Here is a 15,295-nt window from a genome sequence, read left to right as displayed (position 1 = left end):
CAGCACACGTGAGGGACCGGCATGCATGAGGGGCGTGCGGATCGATCCGCACGCCCCTCACGTACCTCCACAGAACCTGCTCGGACCTACTCGATCGAGAGGCCGTCGGCCGCCTCGACCTCCTCGCGGGTGATGCCCAGCAGGTACAGCACGGTGTCCAGGAAGGGCACGTTCACCGCGGTGTCGGCGGCCTCGCGCACCACCGGCTTGGCGTTGAAGGCCACCCCGAGCCCGGCCGCGTTCAGCATGTCCAGGTCGTTGGCGCCGTCGCCGATCGCCACCGTCTGCTCCAGCGGCACCTTCGCCTGCTCGGCGAACCGGGCCAGCCAGCGGGCCTTGCCGGCCCGGTCCACGATCTCGCCGACCACCCGGCCGGTGAACTTCCCGTCCACCACCTCCAGGGTGTTGGCGGCCGCGAAGTCCAGCCCCAGCAGGTCCACCAGGTGGTCGGTGACCTGGGTGAAGCCGCCGGAGACCACCGCGACCTGGAAGCCCAGGCGCTGCAGCGTACGGATCAGGGTGCGGGCGCCCGGGGTGAGCCGGACCTCGGCGCGGACCTTCTCGGTCACCGAGGCGTCCAGCCCGGCCAGCAGGGCGACCCGGGCCCGCAGCGACTCGGCGAAGTCCAGCTCGCCGCGCATCGCCGCCGCCGTCACCTCGGCCACCTGCTCCTCGCAGCCCGCGTGGGCGGCGAACAGCTCGATCACCTCGTCCTGGATGAGCGTGGAGTCCACGTCCATCACGATCAGGCGCTTGGCCCGGCGCTCCAGCCCGGCGGCCACCACCGCGACGTCCACCCGCTGGGCGGCCGCCTCCTGGGCCAGCTCGGCCCGCAGTTCCTCGGTGGCCACGCCGGAGACGGCCAGCTCGACCGCCGTCACCGGGTACTTGGCGAGCCGGAAGACGCGGTCGATGTTGCCGCCCGCCGCGGTGATCCGGGAGGTCAGCGCGGACACGGCGGAGGCGGTCAGCGGGTTGCCGAGCACCGTCACGTGCGAACGGCCCTCGCGGCGCGGACGGTTGTCGCCGATGCCGGAGAGGATCTCGGCCTGCAGCTTCTGCTCGTCGGCCCAGCGGTGCACGGTGGCCCGCAGGCCGCCCTCGGCGCCGGGCGCGTGGGGCGGGGTGACCAGGGCGCACAGCGTGATGCGACCGCGGGTGACGACCTGCTCGATGTCGATCACGTCGACGCCGAAGCCGGCCAGGGTGGCGAAGAGGCCGGCGGTGATGCCGGGGCGGTCCTTGCCGAACACCTTGACGAGCAGGGTGCGCTCGTCCGCGGTCCGGGGCTGGGCGGCGGGGAGGGGCTCAGCGGCCAAGGGCGATGCGTTCATGGTGACTCCCACGCTACCCGTCGGTCGCCGGGCCGAGGGCACCCGTCCCACGTCGCGGGACACGCGCAAGCGTCGGGCCCGAACGGCAGCCCCGGGTAGCAGCCTGGTCACAGTCACCCGGGGTGACTTTCATCGACGGTCGGCGGGCTGGAATGATTCCCCCCGTCAGTCAGAGGAACAGCGCACCCCGGCCGGGGGCCGAATTCGGGGGAACCGAGAGAGCGGGGCAGGCAAGCAGTGCCGCAACTCGTCATTGAGATCAACGGACAGCAGCGGACTCTTGAGCCCGGGCGGTCCTACACCATCGGACGCAACCCGCAGTCGGACTTCGCGTTCGACGACGCCAGGGTCTCCTGGCAGCACGGGACCATCAGCTTCAACGGCAGCGGTTGGCAGCTGGACGACCACGGCAGCACCAACGGCACCTACGTGGCCGGTGCCCGCACCATGCAGGCCCAGCTGTTCCCCGGTGGCGTGGTCAACCTGGGCAACCCGGAGAACGGGCCCCGACTTGCCTTCTCCGCGCCCGCCCACGCCGCCGCCCCGCAGCCCTCCCCGGTGCACGAGGCCGTCACCAGTCGCAGCCCCAACCCGGCGCCCCAGCAGCCCGCCCCGCAGCAGCCGTGGCCGGGTCAGGACCCGTACCAGCAGCCGCAGCAGGCCTGGCCGGGCCAGCCCCAGCAGCAGTACGTGCCGCAGCAGCAGCCGTACCCGCCGCAGCCGCAGGACCAGCAGCCGCCGCAGCACGGCGGGTTCCCGCAGCAGCAGGGCTTCCCGACCCCGCCGCAGCACGGCGGTGGCGGCGGCCCGCAGCCGACGATGATCCGCAGCCTGACGGCCGGCATGCGCACCGTCAGGATCGGCCGTGCGCTGGACAACGACATCGTGGTGTCCGACCTCCAGGTCTCCCGCCACCACGCCGAGCTGCGCCAACTGCCGGACGGCCGCTACGAGATCGTCGACCTCGGCAGCCACAACGGCATCTTCCTCAACGGCCAGCCGGTGCAGCGTCAGCTGATGGGCCCGCAGGACCGGCTGACCGTCGGCCACTCCAGCTTCGTGCTGGTCGGCGACCAGCTGCAGGAGTTCGTCGACACCGGTGAGGTCTCCTTCTCCGCCCGCCACCTGACCGTCGAGGTCGAGCACAAGGGCGCCAAGAAGGTCCTGCTCAACGACGTCAGCTTCGGCCTCCCGGAGAAGTCCCTGGTGGCCGTCATCGGCCCGTCCGGCTCCGGCAAGTCGACCCTGCTGCGCGCCCTCACCGGCTACCGCCCGGCCGACCGCGGCGAGGTGCTCTACGACGGCCGCAACCTCTACAAGCAGTTCGCCGAACTGCGCTCCCGGATCGGCCTGGTGCCGCAGTCGGAGATCCTGCACCGCGAGCTCACCGTGCGGAAGGGCCTCAAGTACGCGGCCCGACTGCGCTTCCCCGGCGACACCGAGGCGAAGGAGCGCGAGGCCCGGATCGACGAGGTGCTGTACGAGCTGCGCCTGGACAAGCGAGCCGACAACAAGATCACCGCGCTCTCCGGCGGCCAGCAGAAGCGCGTCTCGGTCGCCCTGGAGCTGCTCACCAAGCCCTCGCTGATCTTCCTGGACGAGCCCACCTCGGGCCTCGACCCGGGCATGGACCGCGAGGTCATGCAGATGCTGCGCGGCCTCGCCGACGACGGCCGCACGATCCTGGTCGTCACCCACTCGGTGGCCGAACTCGCGCTCTGCGACCGGCTGTTGGTGATGGCGCCGGGCGGCTCGGTGGCCTACTTCGGCCCGCCGGACGAGGCCCTGCACTTCTTCGGGTACGAGACCTGGGCGGACGTCTTCCAGGCCTTCGAGAACTACCCGGACCACGACTGGGCCGGCCGCTACCGCGGCTCGGTGCACTACCAGCAGTACTCCGCCCCGACCGTCGAGGCGGGCGAGGTGCAGCACGCCCAGGTCGCCCAGGAGGCCATCAGGCCGCCCAAGCCGCAGAGCTGGGGCTCGCAGCTGTGGACCCTGATGCGCCGCTACATGTCGGTGCTCGCCTCCGACCGCGGCTTCCTGGCGCTGTCGGTGCTGCTGCCCGCGGTCATCGGCGCGGTCAGCGTGCTGATCCCCAACGAACCGGGGCTCGCCCCCAACCCGAAGACGCAGCTCCACCTCAACAACGGGGCCGCGACGATCCTGCTGATCCTGGCGATCGGCGCCTGCTTCTCCGGAGCGGCCAACTCGGTCCGCGAGCTGATCAAGGAACGGGCGATCTACGAGCGAGAACGGGCCACCGGCCTCTCCCGCTCGGCGTACATGATGTCCAAGATCATCGTGCTGGGCATCTTCTCCGTGATCCAGGGCGCGATCATCTCCGCGGTCGGCTTCCTGCCGCGCAAGCTCCCCGAGCACGGCCTGATCGTCAAGAACATCCCGATGATCGAGATGACCATCGGCATGATCCTGCTGAGCTTCGCCGCGATGATGTTCGGCCTGATGATCTCCGCGCTGGTGAAGACCGCCGAGAAGACCATGCCGCTGCTGGTCATGTTCGCCATCGTCCAGGTCGTCTTCACCGGCTGCCTCTTCCAGATCTTCGGCAAGCCCGGTCTGGAGCAGGTCGCCTGGCTGATGCCCGCCCGCTGGGGCACCGGCATCGTCTCGACCACGCTCGACCTGTCGCACCTCATGGGTCCCTGGAACAAGGACTTCGAGCACCCGAACTACGACCCGCTGTGGAAGCACTCCGTCGCCCAGTGGGCGATCGACGCGAGCGTGCTGGTCGTCATCTCGATCGTGATCGGCGTGATCGTGACCCGGCTGCAGCGCCGGCACGAGCCGGAGGTCATGCAGAAGGGCTGACAGCCCTCGCTCCCAGGGGCGGCTCTCCTCGACGAGGAGGGCCGCCCCTGGGCGTTACTCGCCCGCTCGCCTCCGGGGCGGGTGACTCGCCCGCTCGCCTCCGGGGCGCTCGGACCCGGTGCCGACGGTCGTCGCTCCGGCGCTCGTGCCTCGCTTGTCGCTCCTCGCTTTCGGCACCGGCGCGCCCCTTCGGCTCGGGGCGGGCGGGCCCACCGGCCTAGGTCCCCGGACCTGCGGCCGGGACGGCCGGGGACGGACGCGGACGCCCCCGCGACGGCGGTAGTTTGGCGGTATGCCCAGCACCACCGGTGATCACCGGACCTCCGCCGGCCCGCCCGGCTGCGACCCGCTGGCCGGCATCGAGGCCGTCAGCCAGGCCCTGCTCGCGATGAGCCGGCACCTGGAGGTCCGCGAGGTGCTGCGCCGCATCACCGCCTCCGCCCGCGAGCTGCTGGAGGCCGAGTACGCGGCCCTCGGCGTGCCCGACGACCACGGCGGCTTCGCCCAGTTCGTGGTCGACGGCGTCACCGACGAGCAGTGGCGGGCGATCGGCCCGTTGCCCCGTCAGCACGGCGTGCTCGCCGAAATGCTGCACGAGACCGGCCCCACCCGCCTCGTCGACGTCCGCCGGGCCCCCGCCTTCGAGGGCTGGCCCGCCGCCCACCCCGAGATGGACGCCTTCCTCGGCATGCCCGTCCTGGACACCGAGGCCGCCGAGGACGAACCGCAGGTGATGGGCGTCATCTTCCTCGCCAACAAGCGCGGCGGCGGCCAGTTCACCGACCACGACGAGGAACTGCTGCGGATCCTCGCCGCGCACGCCGCCCTCGCCCTGTCCAACGCCCGCCTGTACGAGCGCAGCCGCGAACTCACCCTGGCCGGCGAGCGCGCCCGGATCGCCCACGACCTGCACGACGCCGTCTCGCAGAAGCTCTTCTCGCTGCGGCTGACCGCCAAGGCCGCCGCCAAGCTCGTCGACCGCGACCCGGCCCGCGCCCGCGCCGAACTCGCCGAGGTCGCCCGGCTCGCCGCCGAGGCCGCCGACGAACTGCGCGCCGTGGTGGTCGAACTGCGCCCCGCCGCCCTGGAGGAGGACGGGCTGAGCGCCACCCTCGCCTCCCAGGTACAGCTCCTCGACCGCGCGCACACCGCCGACCTCGCCTTCGCCGCCGACGGCGTCCGTGCCCTGCCGCCCGCCCAGGAGGCCGCGCTGCTGCGGGTCGCCCAGGAGGCGCTGCACAACGCGCTGCGCCACTCCGGCGCCCGCCGGGTCACCGTCTCCCTGGCCGGCACCCCCGCCCGCGGCGCCGTGCTGCGGGTGCGCGACGACGGACGCGGCTTCGACCCCGAGTCCGTCCGCCGGGCCGGCCGGCACCTCGGCCTGGCCTCGATGCGCGACCGCGCGGCCGCCGTCGGCGGCACGCTCACCCTGGAGTCCGCCCCCGGCCAGGGGACGCTCGTCGAGATGGAGGTCCCCGGTGCCTGACAGCACGCCGTCGATCCGCGTCCTGCTGGTCGACGACCACCAGGTGGTCCGCCGCGGGCTGCGCACCTTCCTGGAGGTCCAGGACGACATCGAGGTGGTCGGGGAGGCCGCCGACGGGGCCGAGGGCGTCGACCGCGCCCGCGAACTCGACCCGGACGTCGTCCTGATGGACCTCAAGATGCCCGGCGTCGACGGCATCGAGGCGCTGCGCACGCTCAAGGAGGAGGGCAGCCGGGCCCGGATCCTGATCGTCACCAGCTTCACCGAGCACCGCACCATGGTCCCCGCGCTGCGGGCCGGCGCCGCCGGGTACGTCTACAAGGACGTGGACCCGGAGGCGCTGGCCGGTGCCATCCGCTCGGTGCACGCCGGTCACGTGCTGCTCCAGCCGGAACTGGCCGAGGCCCTGCTCGCCGACGACGGCCCGCGCGCCCCACAGGGCCGCGGCGGCACCCTCACCGAGCGCGAGCGCGAGGTGCTCGGCCACATCGCCGACGGCCGCTCCAACCGGGAGATCGCCCGCAGCCTGCACCTGTCGGAGAAGACGGTGAAGACCCACGTGTCCAACATCCTGATGAAGCTGGACCTCGCTGACCGCACCCAGGCCGCGCTCTGGGCCGTCCGCAACGGCGCGACCCGGGAGCGTTAGCGGTCCCCGCGCTCGTCCACCAGGGCGTTGTAGGCGGCCACCTGGGCGCGGCGGGCGGTGCGCCGCAGCGGGGCCAGCACCGACTGGCGGGCGGCCATCTCGGAGGCGCTGACGGCGGCGCCGTGGCCGCCCGCGGCGATCGACAGCAGGGCGGAAACCTGGCGGGCCGACTCCAGGACGCGCACGGCGCGCGGCGGGTAGCCGGGGGCGAGCAGCTCGGCGTGGCCGCGCCGGCGGTACGCCTCAAGGGCGCGCAGCGCCGCCGGGCCGGCGCCGGCCACGTCCAGCCGGGTCAGCAGCGCCGTCGCCTCGCGCAGCCCGTCCGCCAGCTCGCGCTCGGCCTCGTGCAGCGAGGGCACGTCGGCCGGCGGGGCGTCGTTGACCTCCGCGCAGCGCCACAGCACGGTGGCCGCGCGGTCCCCCTCCGGGCCGTACACCGTGACCTCCGGCACCAGGCCGAGCGGTACGCCCACCGCGAGCACCGCCTCGCCCGCCGCCATGGCGCGCTCGTTGAAGGCCGCCGGGCCGGTCAGCCCCAGCGGGTGCCCGGCCGAGGGCAGCGCCAGCCGCAGGCCCTTCACGCCCAGCACCCGCAGCCGGCCGAGCGCCCAGGTCAGCCCGTGCTGCTCGCCCGGCCCGTTCCCGGGCAGCCCGGTCACCCGGTGCCCCTCGTCGGTGCCCAGCACGGCCGCGGCGGCGTCGTCGGGCGGCACCAGGCCGCTCAGCAGGGCGTTGCCCCAGGCGGTCAGCCGCCCCGAACGGGGCTCTTCGTACGGATCGTCGGCAGGAGTCGCGAGCATCCGGCCAGCCTACGGAATCGGCGGTCATCCGGGTGGCGTAGGTTTGCCCATGCGCGTGCGGCGCACCCACCCCGTGCCCACCGGCCGCCGGAGTAGGCTCGCCGCCCGCACCGACGGCCGACATTTTTTGTATTTGGGGAAGGCGTAGGCATGAGCGACGTGCTGGAGCTGGTGGACGTATCCGTGGTCCGGGAGGGGCGCGCGCTGGTCGACCAGGTCTCGTGGTCCATCTCCGAGGGTGAGCGCTGGGTCATCCTGGGCCCGAACGGCGCCGGCAAGACCACCCTGCTGCAGATCGCCTCCTCGTACCTCTTCCCGACCTCGGGCAAGGTCTCGGTGCTGGGCGAGAAGCTGGGCGAGATCGACGTCTTCGAGCTGCGCTCCCGGATCGGCCTGGCCGGCGCCTCGATGTTCGACAAGCTGCCGGCCGAGCAGACCGTGCTGCAGACCGTGCTCACCGCCGCCTACGGCATGACGGTCAGCTGGCAGGAGACCTACGAGCAGTCCGACGAGGGCCGCGCGCTCGCCCTGCTCGACCGCATGGGGATGGCCAACCTCACCGGCCGCAAGTTCGGCACCCTCTCCGAGGGCGAGCGCAAGCGCACCCTGATCGCCCGCGCCCTGATGACCGACCCCGAGCTGCTGCTGCTCGACGAGCCCGCGGCCGGCCTGGACCTCGGAGGCCGCGAGGACCTGGTCCGCCGGCTCGGCGCGCTCGCCCAGGACGAGTTCGCGCCGGCCATGGCGATGGTCACCCACCACGTCGAGGAGATCGCCCCCGGCTTCACCCACGTGCTGATGATCCGCCAGGGCAAGGTGCTCACCGCCGGCCCGATCGACACCGAGCTGACCGCCCGTAACCTCTCCAAGTGCTTCGGCCTGCCGCTGACCCTGGAGCGCCACGGCGACCGCTGGTCGGCGCAGGGTCTGCCGCTGGGCTGACCCCCCGTCCGTCCATCCCGCGCAGGCCCGTCGGAACCGGTCGCACGTGCGACCGGTTTCCGCTCCTCGACCTGCGGGAACTGTCCGCCTCGAAGGACCTCCGCTCCCTAGGATGGACACGTGGACAGCTGGATCTGGTGGCTCCTGGCCGCCGCGGTGCTCGGCATACCGCTGGTGCTCACCGCGGTGCCGGAGTTCGCCATGTTCGCGATCGGTGCGCTGGCGGCCGCCGCCGTGGCCGGGCTGGGCGGGGAAGCGGTCCTGGAGACCCTGACCTTCATCGTGGTCTCGGTCGGGCTGGTGGTCTTCGTCGGCCCGATCGCCCGCCGACAGCTGCGCAGGGGCCCGCAGATCAAGACGGGCATCGAGGCGCTCCGGGGCGCCACCGCGGTCGTCGCGGAAACCGTCGACGGGGAGGGCGGGCGGATCAAGCTCAACGGCGAGATCTGGTCAGCCCGCGCGCTCAATCCGGACAGCGTGTACCAACCGGGTCAGAAGGTCGACGTCGTCGAAATCCAGGGCGCGACCGCCCTGGTCGTCTAGGGGAGAGTCCGTGGAACCGGTCCTTATCGTTTTGGTCGTCCTGGTCGTGGTGGCCTTCATCGCGCTGATCAAGACGATCCAGGTCATCCCGCAGGCCAGCGCCGCGATCGTGGAGCGCTTCGGCCGCTACACCCGGACGCTCAACGCAGGGCTGAACATCGTCGTCCCGTTCATCGACCGGGTCCGCAACCGGATCGACCTGCGCGAGCAGGTCGTGCCGTTCCCGCCGCAGCCGGTGATCACCCAGGACAACCTGGTGGTCAACATCGACACCGTCATCTACTACCAGGTCACCGACCCCCGGGCGGCCACCTACGAGGTCGCCAGCTACATCCAGGCCATCGAGCAGCTGACCGTCACCACGCTGCGCAACATCATCGGCTCGATGGACCTCGAGTCCACCCTGACCTCGCGCGAGGTCATCAACGCCGGCCTGCGCGGCGTCCTGGACGAGGCCACCGGCAAGTGGGGCATCCGGGTCAACCGCGTCGAGCTGAAGGCGATCGAGCCGCCGACCTCCATCCAGGACTCGATGGAGAAGCAGATGCGCGCCGACCGCGACAAGCGCGCCGCGATCCTCACCGCCGAGGGCCAGCGCCAGGCGCAGATCCTCAAGGCCGAGGGTGAGAAGCAGGCCGACGTGCTCCGGGCCGAGGGTGAGGCGCAGGCCGCGGTGCTGCGCGCCGACGGTGAGGCGGCCGCGATCCGGACGGTCTTCGAGGCCATCCACGACGGCGACGCCGACCAGAAGCTGCTCGCCTACCAGTACCTGCAGACCCTGCCCGAGCTGGCCAAGGGCGACTCCAACAAGCTGTGGATCATCCCGAGCGAGGTCGGCGACGCGCTCAAGGGCCTCGGCGGGGCCTTCACCGGCCTGTCCGGCAACGGCGGCGCCAACGGCGGTGCGGTGGCGGCGCCGAGCGTCCCGCAGACACCCCCGGCGGCCACCCAGGTGCCGCTCGACCCGGCGGCCGGGCCGCGACCGGTGGACGTCGAGAAGGGCGCCGCCCGTCCCCGGGTGGACCCGGCGCGGGAGTACCGCAAGATCGACCCGGAGTGATAGGCCGAGTTCTCCGGCCGGGGCCCGCTGCCTGGTGGTGGCGGGCCCCCGGGCGTTCTCCTGGTTCGTGCGGCGGTGTGGCGTGCGTCCCGGATCGTGGGCGGGCCTGGTCCGGCCGGTGCGGGGTCCGGCATGATCCCCTCGGACAGGACCGCGAGGAGAGGTGACCCATGACGCTCTGGGAGGCGATCGCCGTCCTGGTGGCCGGCGTCGGTGCCGGGATGATCAACGTGATCGTCGGCTCCGGCACCCTGATCACCTTCCCGGTGCTGCTCGCCGTCGGCATCCCGCCGGTGACCGCCAACGTCTCCAACTCCTTCGGCCTGGTGCCCGGCTCGCTCAGCGGCGTGATCGGCTACCGCCGCGAACTGGTCGGCCAGGGACGCCGGCTGCGCCGCATGGGCACCGCCTCGCTGCTCGGCGGTCTGCTCGGGGCGCTGCTGCTGATCGAGCTGCCGAGCGGCGCCTTCGACGCGATCGTCCCGGTGCTGATCCTGCTCGCCCTCGTCCTGGTGGTGATCCAGCCCCGGGTGGCCAAGGCCGTCGCGGCCCGCCGCCGGGCCGACGGTGACCCGGACGGCAGCCTGGTGCTGCTGGTCGGGGTGTTCCTCACCGGCATCTACGGCGGCTACTTCGGCGCCGCGCAGGGCGTCCTGCTGATGGCGCTGATGGGCATGATGCTCCAGGAGGACCTGCAGCGGATCAACGCGGTGAAGAACGCCCTGGCGATGATCGTCAACGGCGTCGCCGCACTCTTCTTCCTGTTCACCTCGACGGTCGACTGGACCGCCGCCGGGCTGATCGCGGCCGGCTCGCTGGTCGGCGGTCTGCTCGGCGCCAAGGTCGGCCGCCGCCTCCCGCCGGCCGCGCTGCGCGCGGTCATCGTGGTGGTCGGGCTGTTGGCCGTCACCAAACTGCTGTTGAGTTGAACGACGGTCAGGCCGTATGCCTGACCGCTCATCGGACCGTACCGACATCGGAGGAAACCGGCCATGGCCCTGGAGATGCGCGAGACCTGCGAGCGCTGCGAGGTGTCGCTGACCGCCGACGGCCCCGCCTCGATATGTTCCTACGAGTGCACCTTCTGCGCGGACTGCACCGAGGCGATGGCCGCCGACTGCCCCAACTGCGGCGGCGAACTGGTGGCCCGTCCGCGCCGGAAGGCCGCCTGACCGGCATCCCGCCGGCACCCCACCGGCACCCCGTCGACGACCCCCGGAGCGCACCGATGAGCAGCAGGGCACGACTGAGCGAGGACGAGATCACGGCGGCGCTGGCGGACGCGCCGCAGTGGCGCCGGGACGGCGACAGCATCGTCCGCAGCGCCGACGCCCCCGACTTCCCGGCCGCGATCCGGGTGGTCGTCGCCGTGGCCGGACAGGCCGAGGAACTCGACCACCACCCCGACATCGACATCCGCTGGCGCACCCTGCGCTTCGTGCTGTCCACCCACAGCGCCGGTGGGCTCACCGGACTGGACTTCACCCTCGCCGCCCGCATCGACGAGGCCCTGCGCGCCGAATCGGCGGCCTGAGGCCCGGCCCCCGCGACCGCGCCGAGGGCCCGGGTGGGGTGCCCGGGCGGGCGTGAGATGCTGACTGCCGCAATCGGCAGGCCGGCGGGGGGCTGGGAGGGACGGAACGGTGTCACAGGAGCCCTTCGGAGACGCCCATGCCCAGCAGCAGCCGTGGCACCTCCAGGGCCCACAGGACTGGCAGGGGTACTACGACCCGCAGCAGGCGCAGGCGCAGTGGCAGCAGCCGGATCCGCACGGGCAGTGGCAGCAGGTGCCGCCGTACGACCAGCCGAATTACGGCCAGCCGCAGTACGACCCGTTCCAGTACGAGCAGCAGGGCGGTCACGGGCAGACCGGGTACGTCGAGGGCGCCTACCTCCAGGGTCAGGACCAGGGCCACGGGGCGTACGGCGGCCAGGAGCAGTACCAGCCGTACCAACAGCAGTACCCGGACTACGGGCAGCAGCCGTACGCCGCCACCGCCGCGCCGCAGCCCCAGCCGGGGGAGGAGGGGCTGTACGTCCCGGCGGGGGCCGAGTACTCGGCCGACGGCTACGTGCACATCGACGAACCCCCGGCGGAGCCCGCGCCGGCCGTCGAGGAGCCCCCGCCGGGCGGAGCCGCCGAGCCCGCCGCGCGCTCGCGGGCGGCGGGGCGCGGCGGCGATGGCGAATCCCCCGCTTCGCTGGTGGACAAGGTCCGGGCGGCCGTCCTGACCGGGGAGCACGTGCCCAGCCGGCGGGCCCTGCTGGTGCGGGCCGGTGCCGGGGTGGCCGCGCTCGGGGTGCTGATAGCCGCGGCGCTGACGGTCGGCGCCGAGGGCGGCGGCAGTGCGTCCGCGACCAGCGGCGGCGAGCCCGGGTTCACCGTGGCGCACACCAAGGTCTGGTCCGCGCAGCCCGTCGCCGCCCAGCCCGCGGGCGACGACACGCTGGTCGGCAGCTGGCTGCTGGCCGACGCGGTGGTCCGGGCGGACGGCTCCGGCGTGCACGCGTACGACCGGACGGCGGGCAAGCCGACCTGGTCGGTCGAGCCCCCGGCGGCCGGGGCCGTTCCGTGCGGGCTCTCGGCAGGCGTGAACCAGGCCGGGCTCGGCGCGGCCCTCTTCCGGCCGCAGGCGGACCCGAAGAGCCCCTGCACCCTGGTCGCCGCCGTGGACACCAAGACCGGCAAGACCGCCTGGACCAAGACCCTCTCGGACGCCCAGGGCGCCTACTCGGCGCGGATCGGCGTCACGGAGGACCTGGTGATCGCGGTCGGCGACGACCACGCGGCGGCCTGGGCGGCGGCCGACGGGAAGGACGTCTGGCAGTACACCGGGCAGGGCAAGTTCTGCACCCTGTCCGGCGGGGTCAGCGGCAAGACCGTACTGATCGCCTCCTCCTGCGCCGACTCGACGCCCGCCGACCAGGCCGTCGCACTGAACACGGCGGACGGCAAGGTCAGCTGGTGGCGGGGCCTGAACAACCAGCCGAAGACGGTGACGGTGCTCTCCGCCGAACCGGCCGTGGTGCTCACCACCGGCGCCAAGCCCGCGGACGACCGGGTGTTCGCCTGGGGCGCCGCCGGCGACCCGGCCGTCGAGATCCCGGTTGTCACCGACGCCGGCCGGCTGAACGTCACCCACGGAACGTTTTCGGCCACGCCCGAGGTGTTCTTCGAGGGCCGCACGATGGTCGCCGCGGTGACCCCCGCGAACGGCGGCGGGCCGCTGTCCGCGGTCGGCTACGACCTGGACACCGGCAAGCAGCGCTGGAGGACGCCGACCACCGCCAAGGGCACCGCCCGGGCGGTCGGCATCGACGGCGGCTCGCTGGTGCTGGCCGCCGACGAACGCCGCGACCAGCCCGCCCACCTCGACCGCTTCCCGCTGGCGGGCGGCCAGGAGGCGGTCGGCGGCAACTTCCCGCCCGGCACGGGCTCGCTGCTGCTCTCCGGACGGGTGCTGATCGGCGGCGGACAGGTGGTCGTGGTGCCCGAGCACGCGACCAACTACGGCACGGCGGCGGGCTACCAGGCGAAGGGCTGAGCCCGGAGGCGTCCGGCCGGGCGCTTCCAGGCCGTCTCCGGGCCGCCTCCAGCTAGGCCGCAGTGACCGGTTGCCCCGGTACGGCCGGCAGCCAGTCGGCGAGCTCCCGGGCCTCCGAGCCGCGCAGGCCGAGCGCCAGCATCAGGGTGGCCTGTGGCGTCGGCACGAACGGACGCCGCAGCAGCTTCATCCCGGCCTGCTCCGGCGTCCGGTCGGCCTTGCGCTGGTTGTCCTCCGCGCACGCGGCCACGGTGTTCAGCCAGCTGTCCTCGCCACCGCGCGACCTGGGCTGCAGGTGGTCCACCGTGGTGGCCCGGCGCCCGCAGTACGCGCACAGGTGCTGGTCCCGGGCCAGGACCCCCCGCCTCGACCACGGGGCCTGTTGTCGGAACGGCACCCGTACGTACCTCTGCAGTCTGATCACCCGTGGCACCGGAACGGCCACGCCCGTCCCCCGGATCGAGCGCAGCGGGTGCGCCTGCTCCACCACCGCCTTGTCCTGGAGCACCAGGACGACGGCGCGCTGGAGCGACACCGTCGTCAGGGGCTCGTAGCTCGCGTTCAGAACCAGCGTGTTGCGCACTCGGCACACCCTTCCCACGGGCGTGCCACGGCGGCACGACCGTCTCCACACACGTCACTGCCGCCGCACGGCGGTGAAACCACTCTGAATGGGCCCGCAGCCGACTAACAACGGAATTTCCGGTGTCGCGGAGGAGCCCGGGGAGCGGTGCCGCCGGCCCGGCCCGGTGCGGCCCGGTGCGCTCCCCGGTGCCTCGGGGAAAACTCGCTGGCCGGAACCGCGTAGGCTCTATCAGGCTGGAGTCGTACCGACCCGGGGCCCCACCGAACCGGGCCGACAGCGGGCGGACGCCCGATCGAAGGAGAAGCGTGACCGTGACGGACATCGTCGACGAGCTGCGGTGGCGTGGGCTGATCGCCCTGTCCACCGACGAGGACGCACTGCGCAAGGCGTTCGCGGACGGCCCGGTCACGTTCTATTGCGGCTTCGACCCGACGGCCCCCAGCCTGCACCTCGGCAACCTGGTGCAGATCCTCACCATGCGCCGCATCCAGCAGGCGGGGAACCTCCCGCTCGGCCTGGTCGGCGGTGCCACGGGCCTGATCGGCGACCCGAAGCCCACCGCCGAGCGCGTGCTCAACGACCCCGAGACGGTGGCCGGCTGGGTCGAGCGCCTGCGCGGGCAGGTCTCGCGGTTCCTCGACTTCGAGGGCCCGTACGCGGCGCGCATGGTCAACAACCTGGACTGGACCTCCGGGATGTCGGCGATCAGCCTGCTGCGCGACGTGGGCAAGTACTTCCGCGTCAACAACATGATCGCCAAGGAGGCCGTCGCCCGACGGCTCAACTCCGACGCGGGCATCAGCTACACCGAGTTCAGCTACCAGATCCTCCAGGGCATGGACTACCTGGAGCTGAACCGCCGCTACGGCTGCACCCTGCAGACCGGCGGCAGCGACCAGTGGGGCAATCTCACCGCCGGTACGGACCTGATCCGCAAGGCCGACGGCAAGTCCGTGCACGCGCTGGCCACGCCGCTGATCGTCAAGGCCGACGGCACCAAGTTCGGCAAGACGGAGTCCGGCACGGTCTGGCTCGACCCCGAGCTGACCACCCCGTACGCCTTCTACCAGTTCTGGCTGAACGCGGACGACCGGGACGTCTCCAACTTCCTGCGGATCTTCAGCTTCCGCTCGAAGGAGGAGATCGAGGAGCTCGAGCGCGAGACCGCCGAGCGCCCCGCCGCCCGCCTCGCCCAGCGCGCCCTGGCCGAGGAGCTGACCACGCTGGTGCACGGCGCCGAGCAGTACGAGCGTGCGGTCGCCGCGTCCAAGGCGCTGTTCGGGCAGGGCGACCTGGCCGACCTGGAGGCCCCGACCCTGGCCGCGGCCCTGGCCGAGGTCCCGAAGGCCGAGGTCGCCGAACTCCAGCCGGTGGTCGACCTGTTGGTCGCCGTCGGCCTGGCGCCGAGCCGCTCGGCCGCCCGCCGGACGATCAAGGAGGGCGGCGCCTACCTCAACAACGTCAAGGTGACGGACGAGGAAGCGGTGCCGACCGAGGCCGACCTGCTGCACGGCCGCT

Annotated in this window: 14 protein-coding genes (1 of these 14 only partly in view); 11 read left to right on the top strand and 3 right to left on the bottom strand. The window is 72.8% G+C overall.

Going from position 1 to position 15,295, the window contains the following annotated elements; genetic code table 11:
• Positions 1–86: 86 nt before the first annotated feature.
• A complete protein-coding gene (gene serB / locus O1G21_RS11575) occupies positions 87–1,334 on the bottom strand; it encodes a phosphoserine phosphatase SerB (RefSeq protein WP_270143044.1) in 1,248 nt (415 codons plus the stop codon).
• A 237-nt stretch (positions 1,335–1,571) separates the two neighbouring features.
• Between serB and O1G21_RS11570 the strand changes: the two genes are divergently transcribed.
• From O1G21_RS11570 to O1G21_RS11560, 3 genes are all read left to right on the top strand, one after another.
• A complete protein-coding gene (locus O1G21_RS11570; protein ID WP_270143043.1) occupies positions 1,572–4,166 on the top strand; it encodes an FHA domain-containing protein in 2,595 nt (864 codons plus the stop codon).
• Between the two features lie 292 nt (positions 4,167–4,458).
• Positions 4,459–5,652 carry a GAF domain-containing sensor histidine kinase gene (locus O1G21_RS11565; RefSeq protein WP_405000628.1) on the top strand — a complete coding sequence of 398 codons (1,194 nt, stop codon included), beginning with the start codon at positions 4,459–4,461 and terminating at the stop codon, positions 5,650–5,652.
• Positions 5,645–6,301, top strand: coding sequence for a response regulator (locus tag O1G21_RS11560; RefSeq protein WP_270143041.1), 657 nt, complete (start codon positions 5,645–5,647; stop codon positions 6,299–6,301). The genes O1G21_RS11565 and O1G21_RS11560 overlap by 8 nt, the downstream gene beginning before the upstream one ends.
• Here the strand turns inward: O1G21_RS11560 and O1G21_RS11555 are convergent.
• Positions 6,298–7,101, bottom strand: coding sequence for a hypothetical protein (locus tag O1G21_RS11555; protein WP_270143040.1), 804 nt, complete (start codon positions 7,099–7,101; stop codon positions 6,298–6,300). The genes O1G21_RS11560 and O1G21_RS11555 overlap by 4 nt on opposite strands.
• Before the next feature lie 150 nt (positions 7,102–7,251).
• Here O1G21_RS11555 and O1G21_RS11550 point away from each other — a divergent pair, with 150 nt between their 5' ends.
• The 7 genes from O1G21_RS11550 to O1G21_RS11520 all read left to right on the top strand — a co-directional run bounded on the left by O1G21_RS11550 (position 7,252) and on the right by O1G21_RS11520 (position 13,191).
• Positions 7,252–8,043 (top strand): ABC transporter ATP-binding protein, encoded by a 792-nt coding sequence (locus tag O1G21_RS11550; protein WP_270143038.1) that lies wholly within the window; start codon positions 7,252–7,254, stop codon positions 8,041–8,043.
• Between the two features lie 120 nt (positions 8,044–8,163).
• The gene (locus tag O1G21_RS11545) at positions 8,164–8,586 is read left to right on the top strand and encodes an NfeD family protein (RefSeq protein ID WP_270143036.1); all 423 of its coding nucleotides are present in this window, start codon (positions 8,164–8,166) and stop codon (positions 8,584–8,586) included.
• Between the two features lie 10 nt (positions 8,587–8,596).
• Entirely contained in the window at positions 8,597–9,646 is a 1,050-nt protein-coding gene (locus O1G21_RS11540; RefSeq protein WP_270143034.1) for an SPFH domain-containing protein, read from the top strand.
• A 170-nt stretch (positions 9,647–9,816) separates the two neighbouring features.
• On the top strand, positions 9,817–10,575 hold the full coding sequence (locus O1G21_RS11535; protein ID WP_270143033.1) for a sulfite exporter TauE/SafE family protein: 759 nt from the start codon (positions 9,817–9,819) through the stop codon (positions 10,573–10,575).
• Positions 10,576–10,638: 63 nt separating this feature from the next.
• Positions 10,639–10,818: a DUF1272 domain-containing protein gene (locus tag O1G21_RS11530; protein ID WP_270143031.1), complete on the top strand. Its 180-nt coding sequence runs from the start codon at positions 10,639–10,641 to the stop codon at positions 10,816–10,818.
• Positions 10,819–10,874: 56 nt separating this feature from the next.
• On the top strand, positions 10,875–11,180 hold the full coding sequence (locus tag O1G21_RS11525; protein ID WP_270143030.1) for a 4a-hydroxytetrahydrobiopterin dehydratase: 306 nt from the start codon (positions 10,875–10,877) through the stop codon (positions 11,178–11,180).
• A gap of 109 nt (positions 11,181–11,289) precedes the next feature.
• The gene (locus tag O1G21_RS11520; protein WP_270143028.1) at positions 11,290–13,191 is read left to right on the top strand and encodes an outer membrane protein assembly factor BamB family protein; all 1,902 of its coding nucleotides are present in this window, start codon (positions 11,290–11,292) and stop codon (positions 13,189–13,191) included.
• 52 nt (positions 13,192–13,243) lie between these two features.
• On the opposite strand, the gene O1G21_RS11515 is transcribed toward O1G21_RS11520, so the two are convergent.
• Positions 13,244–13,774 carry an HNH endonuclease gene (locus O1G21_RS11515; protein ID WP_270143026.1) on the bottom strand — a complete coding sequence of 177 codons (531 nt, stop codon included), beginning with the start codon at positions 13,772–13,774 and terminating at the stop codon, positions 13,244–13,246.
• A gap of 314 nt (positions 13,775–14,088) precedes the next feature.
• Here O1G21_RS11515 and tyrS point away from each other — a divergent pair, with 314 nt between their 5' ends.
• Positions 14,089–15,295: the 5' portion of a tyrosine--tRNA ligase gene (gene tyrS, locus O1G21_RS11510; RefSeq protein WP_270150923.1), read on the top strand. 62 nt of this gene lie beyond the right edge of the window; only the first 1,207 of its 1,269 coding nucleotides appear in the window; it begins with the start codon at positions 14,089–14,091; its stop codon lies off the right edge, out of view.

The sequence above is a fragment of the Kitasatospora cathayae genome, from assembly GCF_027627435.1.
Lineage (GTDB): Bacteria > Actinomycetota > Actinomycetes > Streptomycetales > Streptomycetaceae > Kitasatospora > Kitasatospora cathayae.
This window is presented reverse-complemented; position numbering and strand designations above follow the sequence as displayed.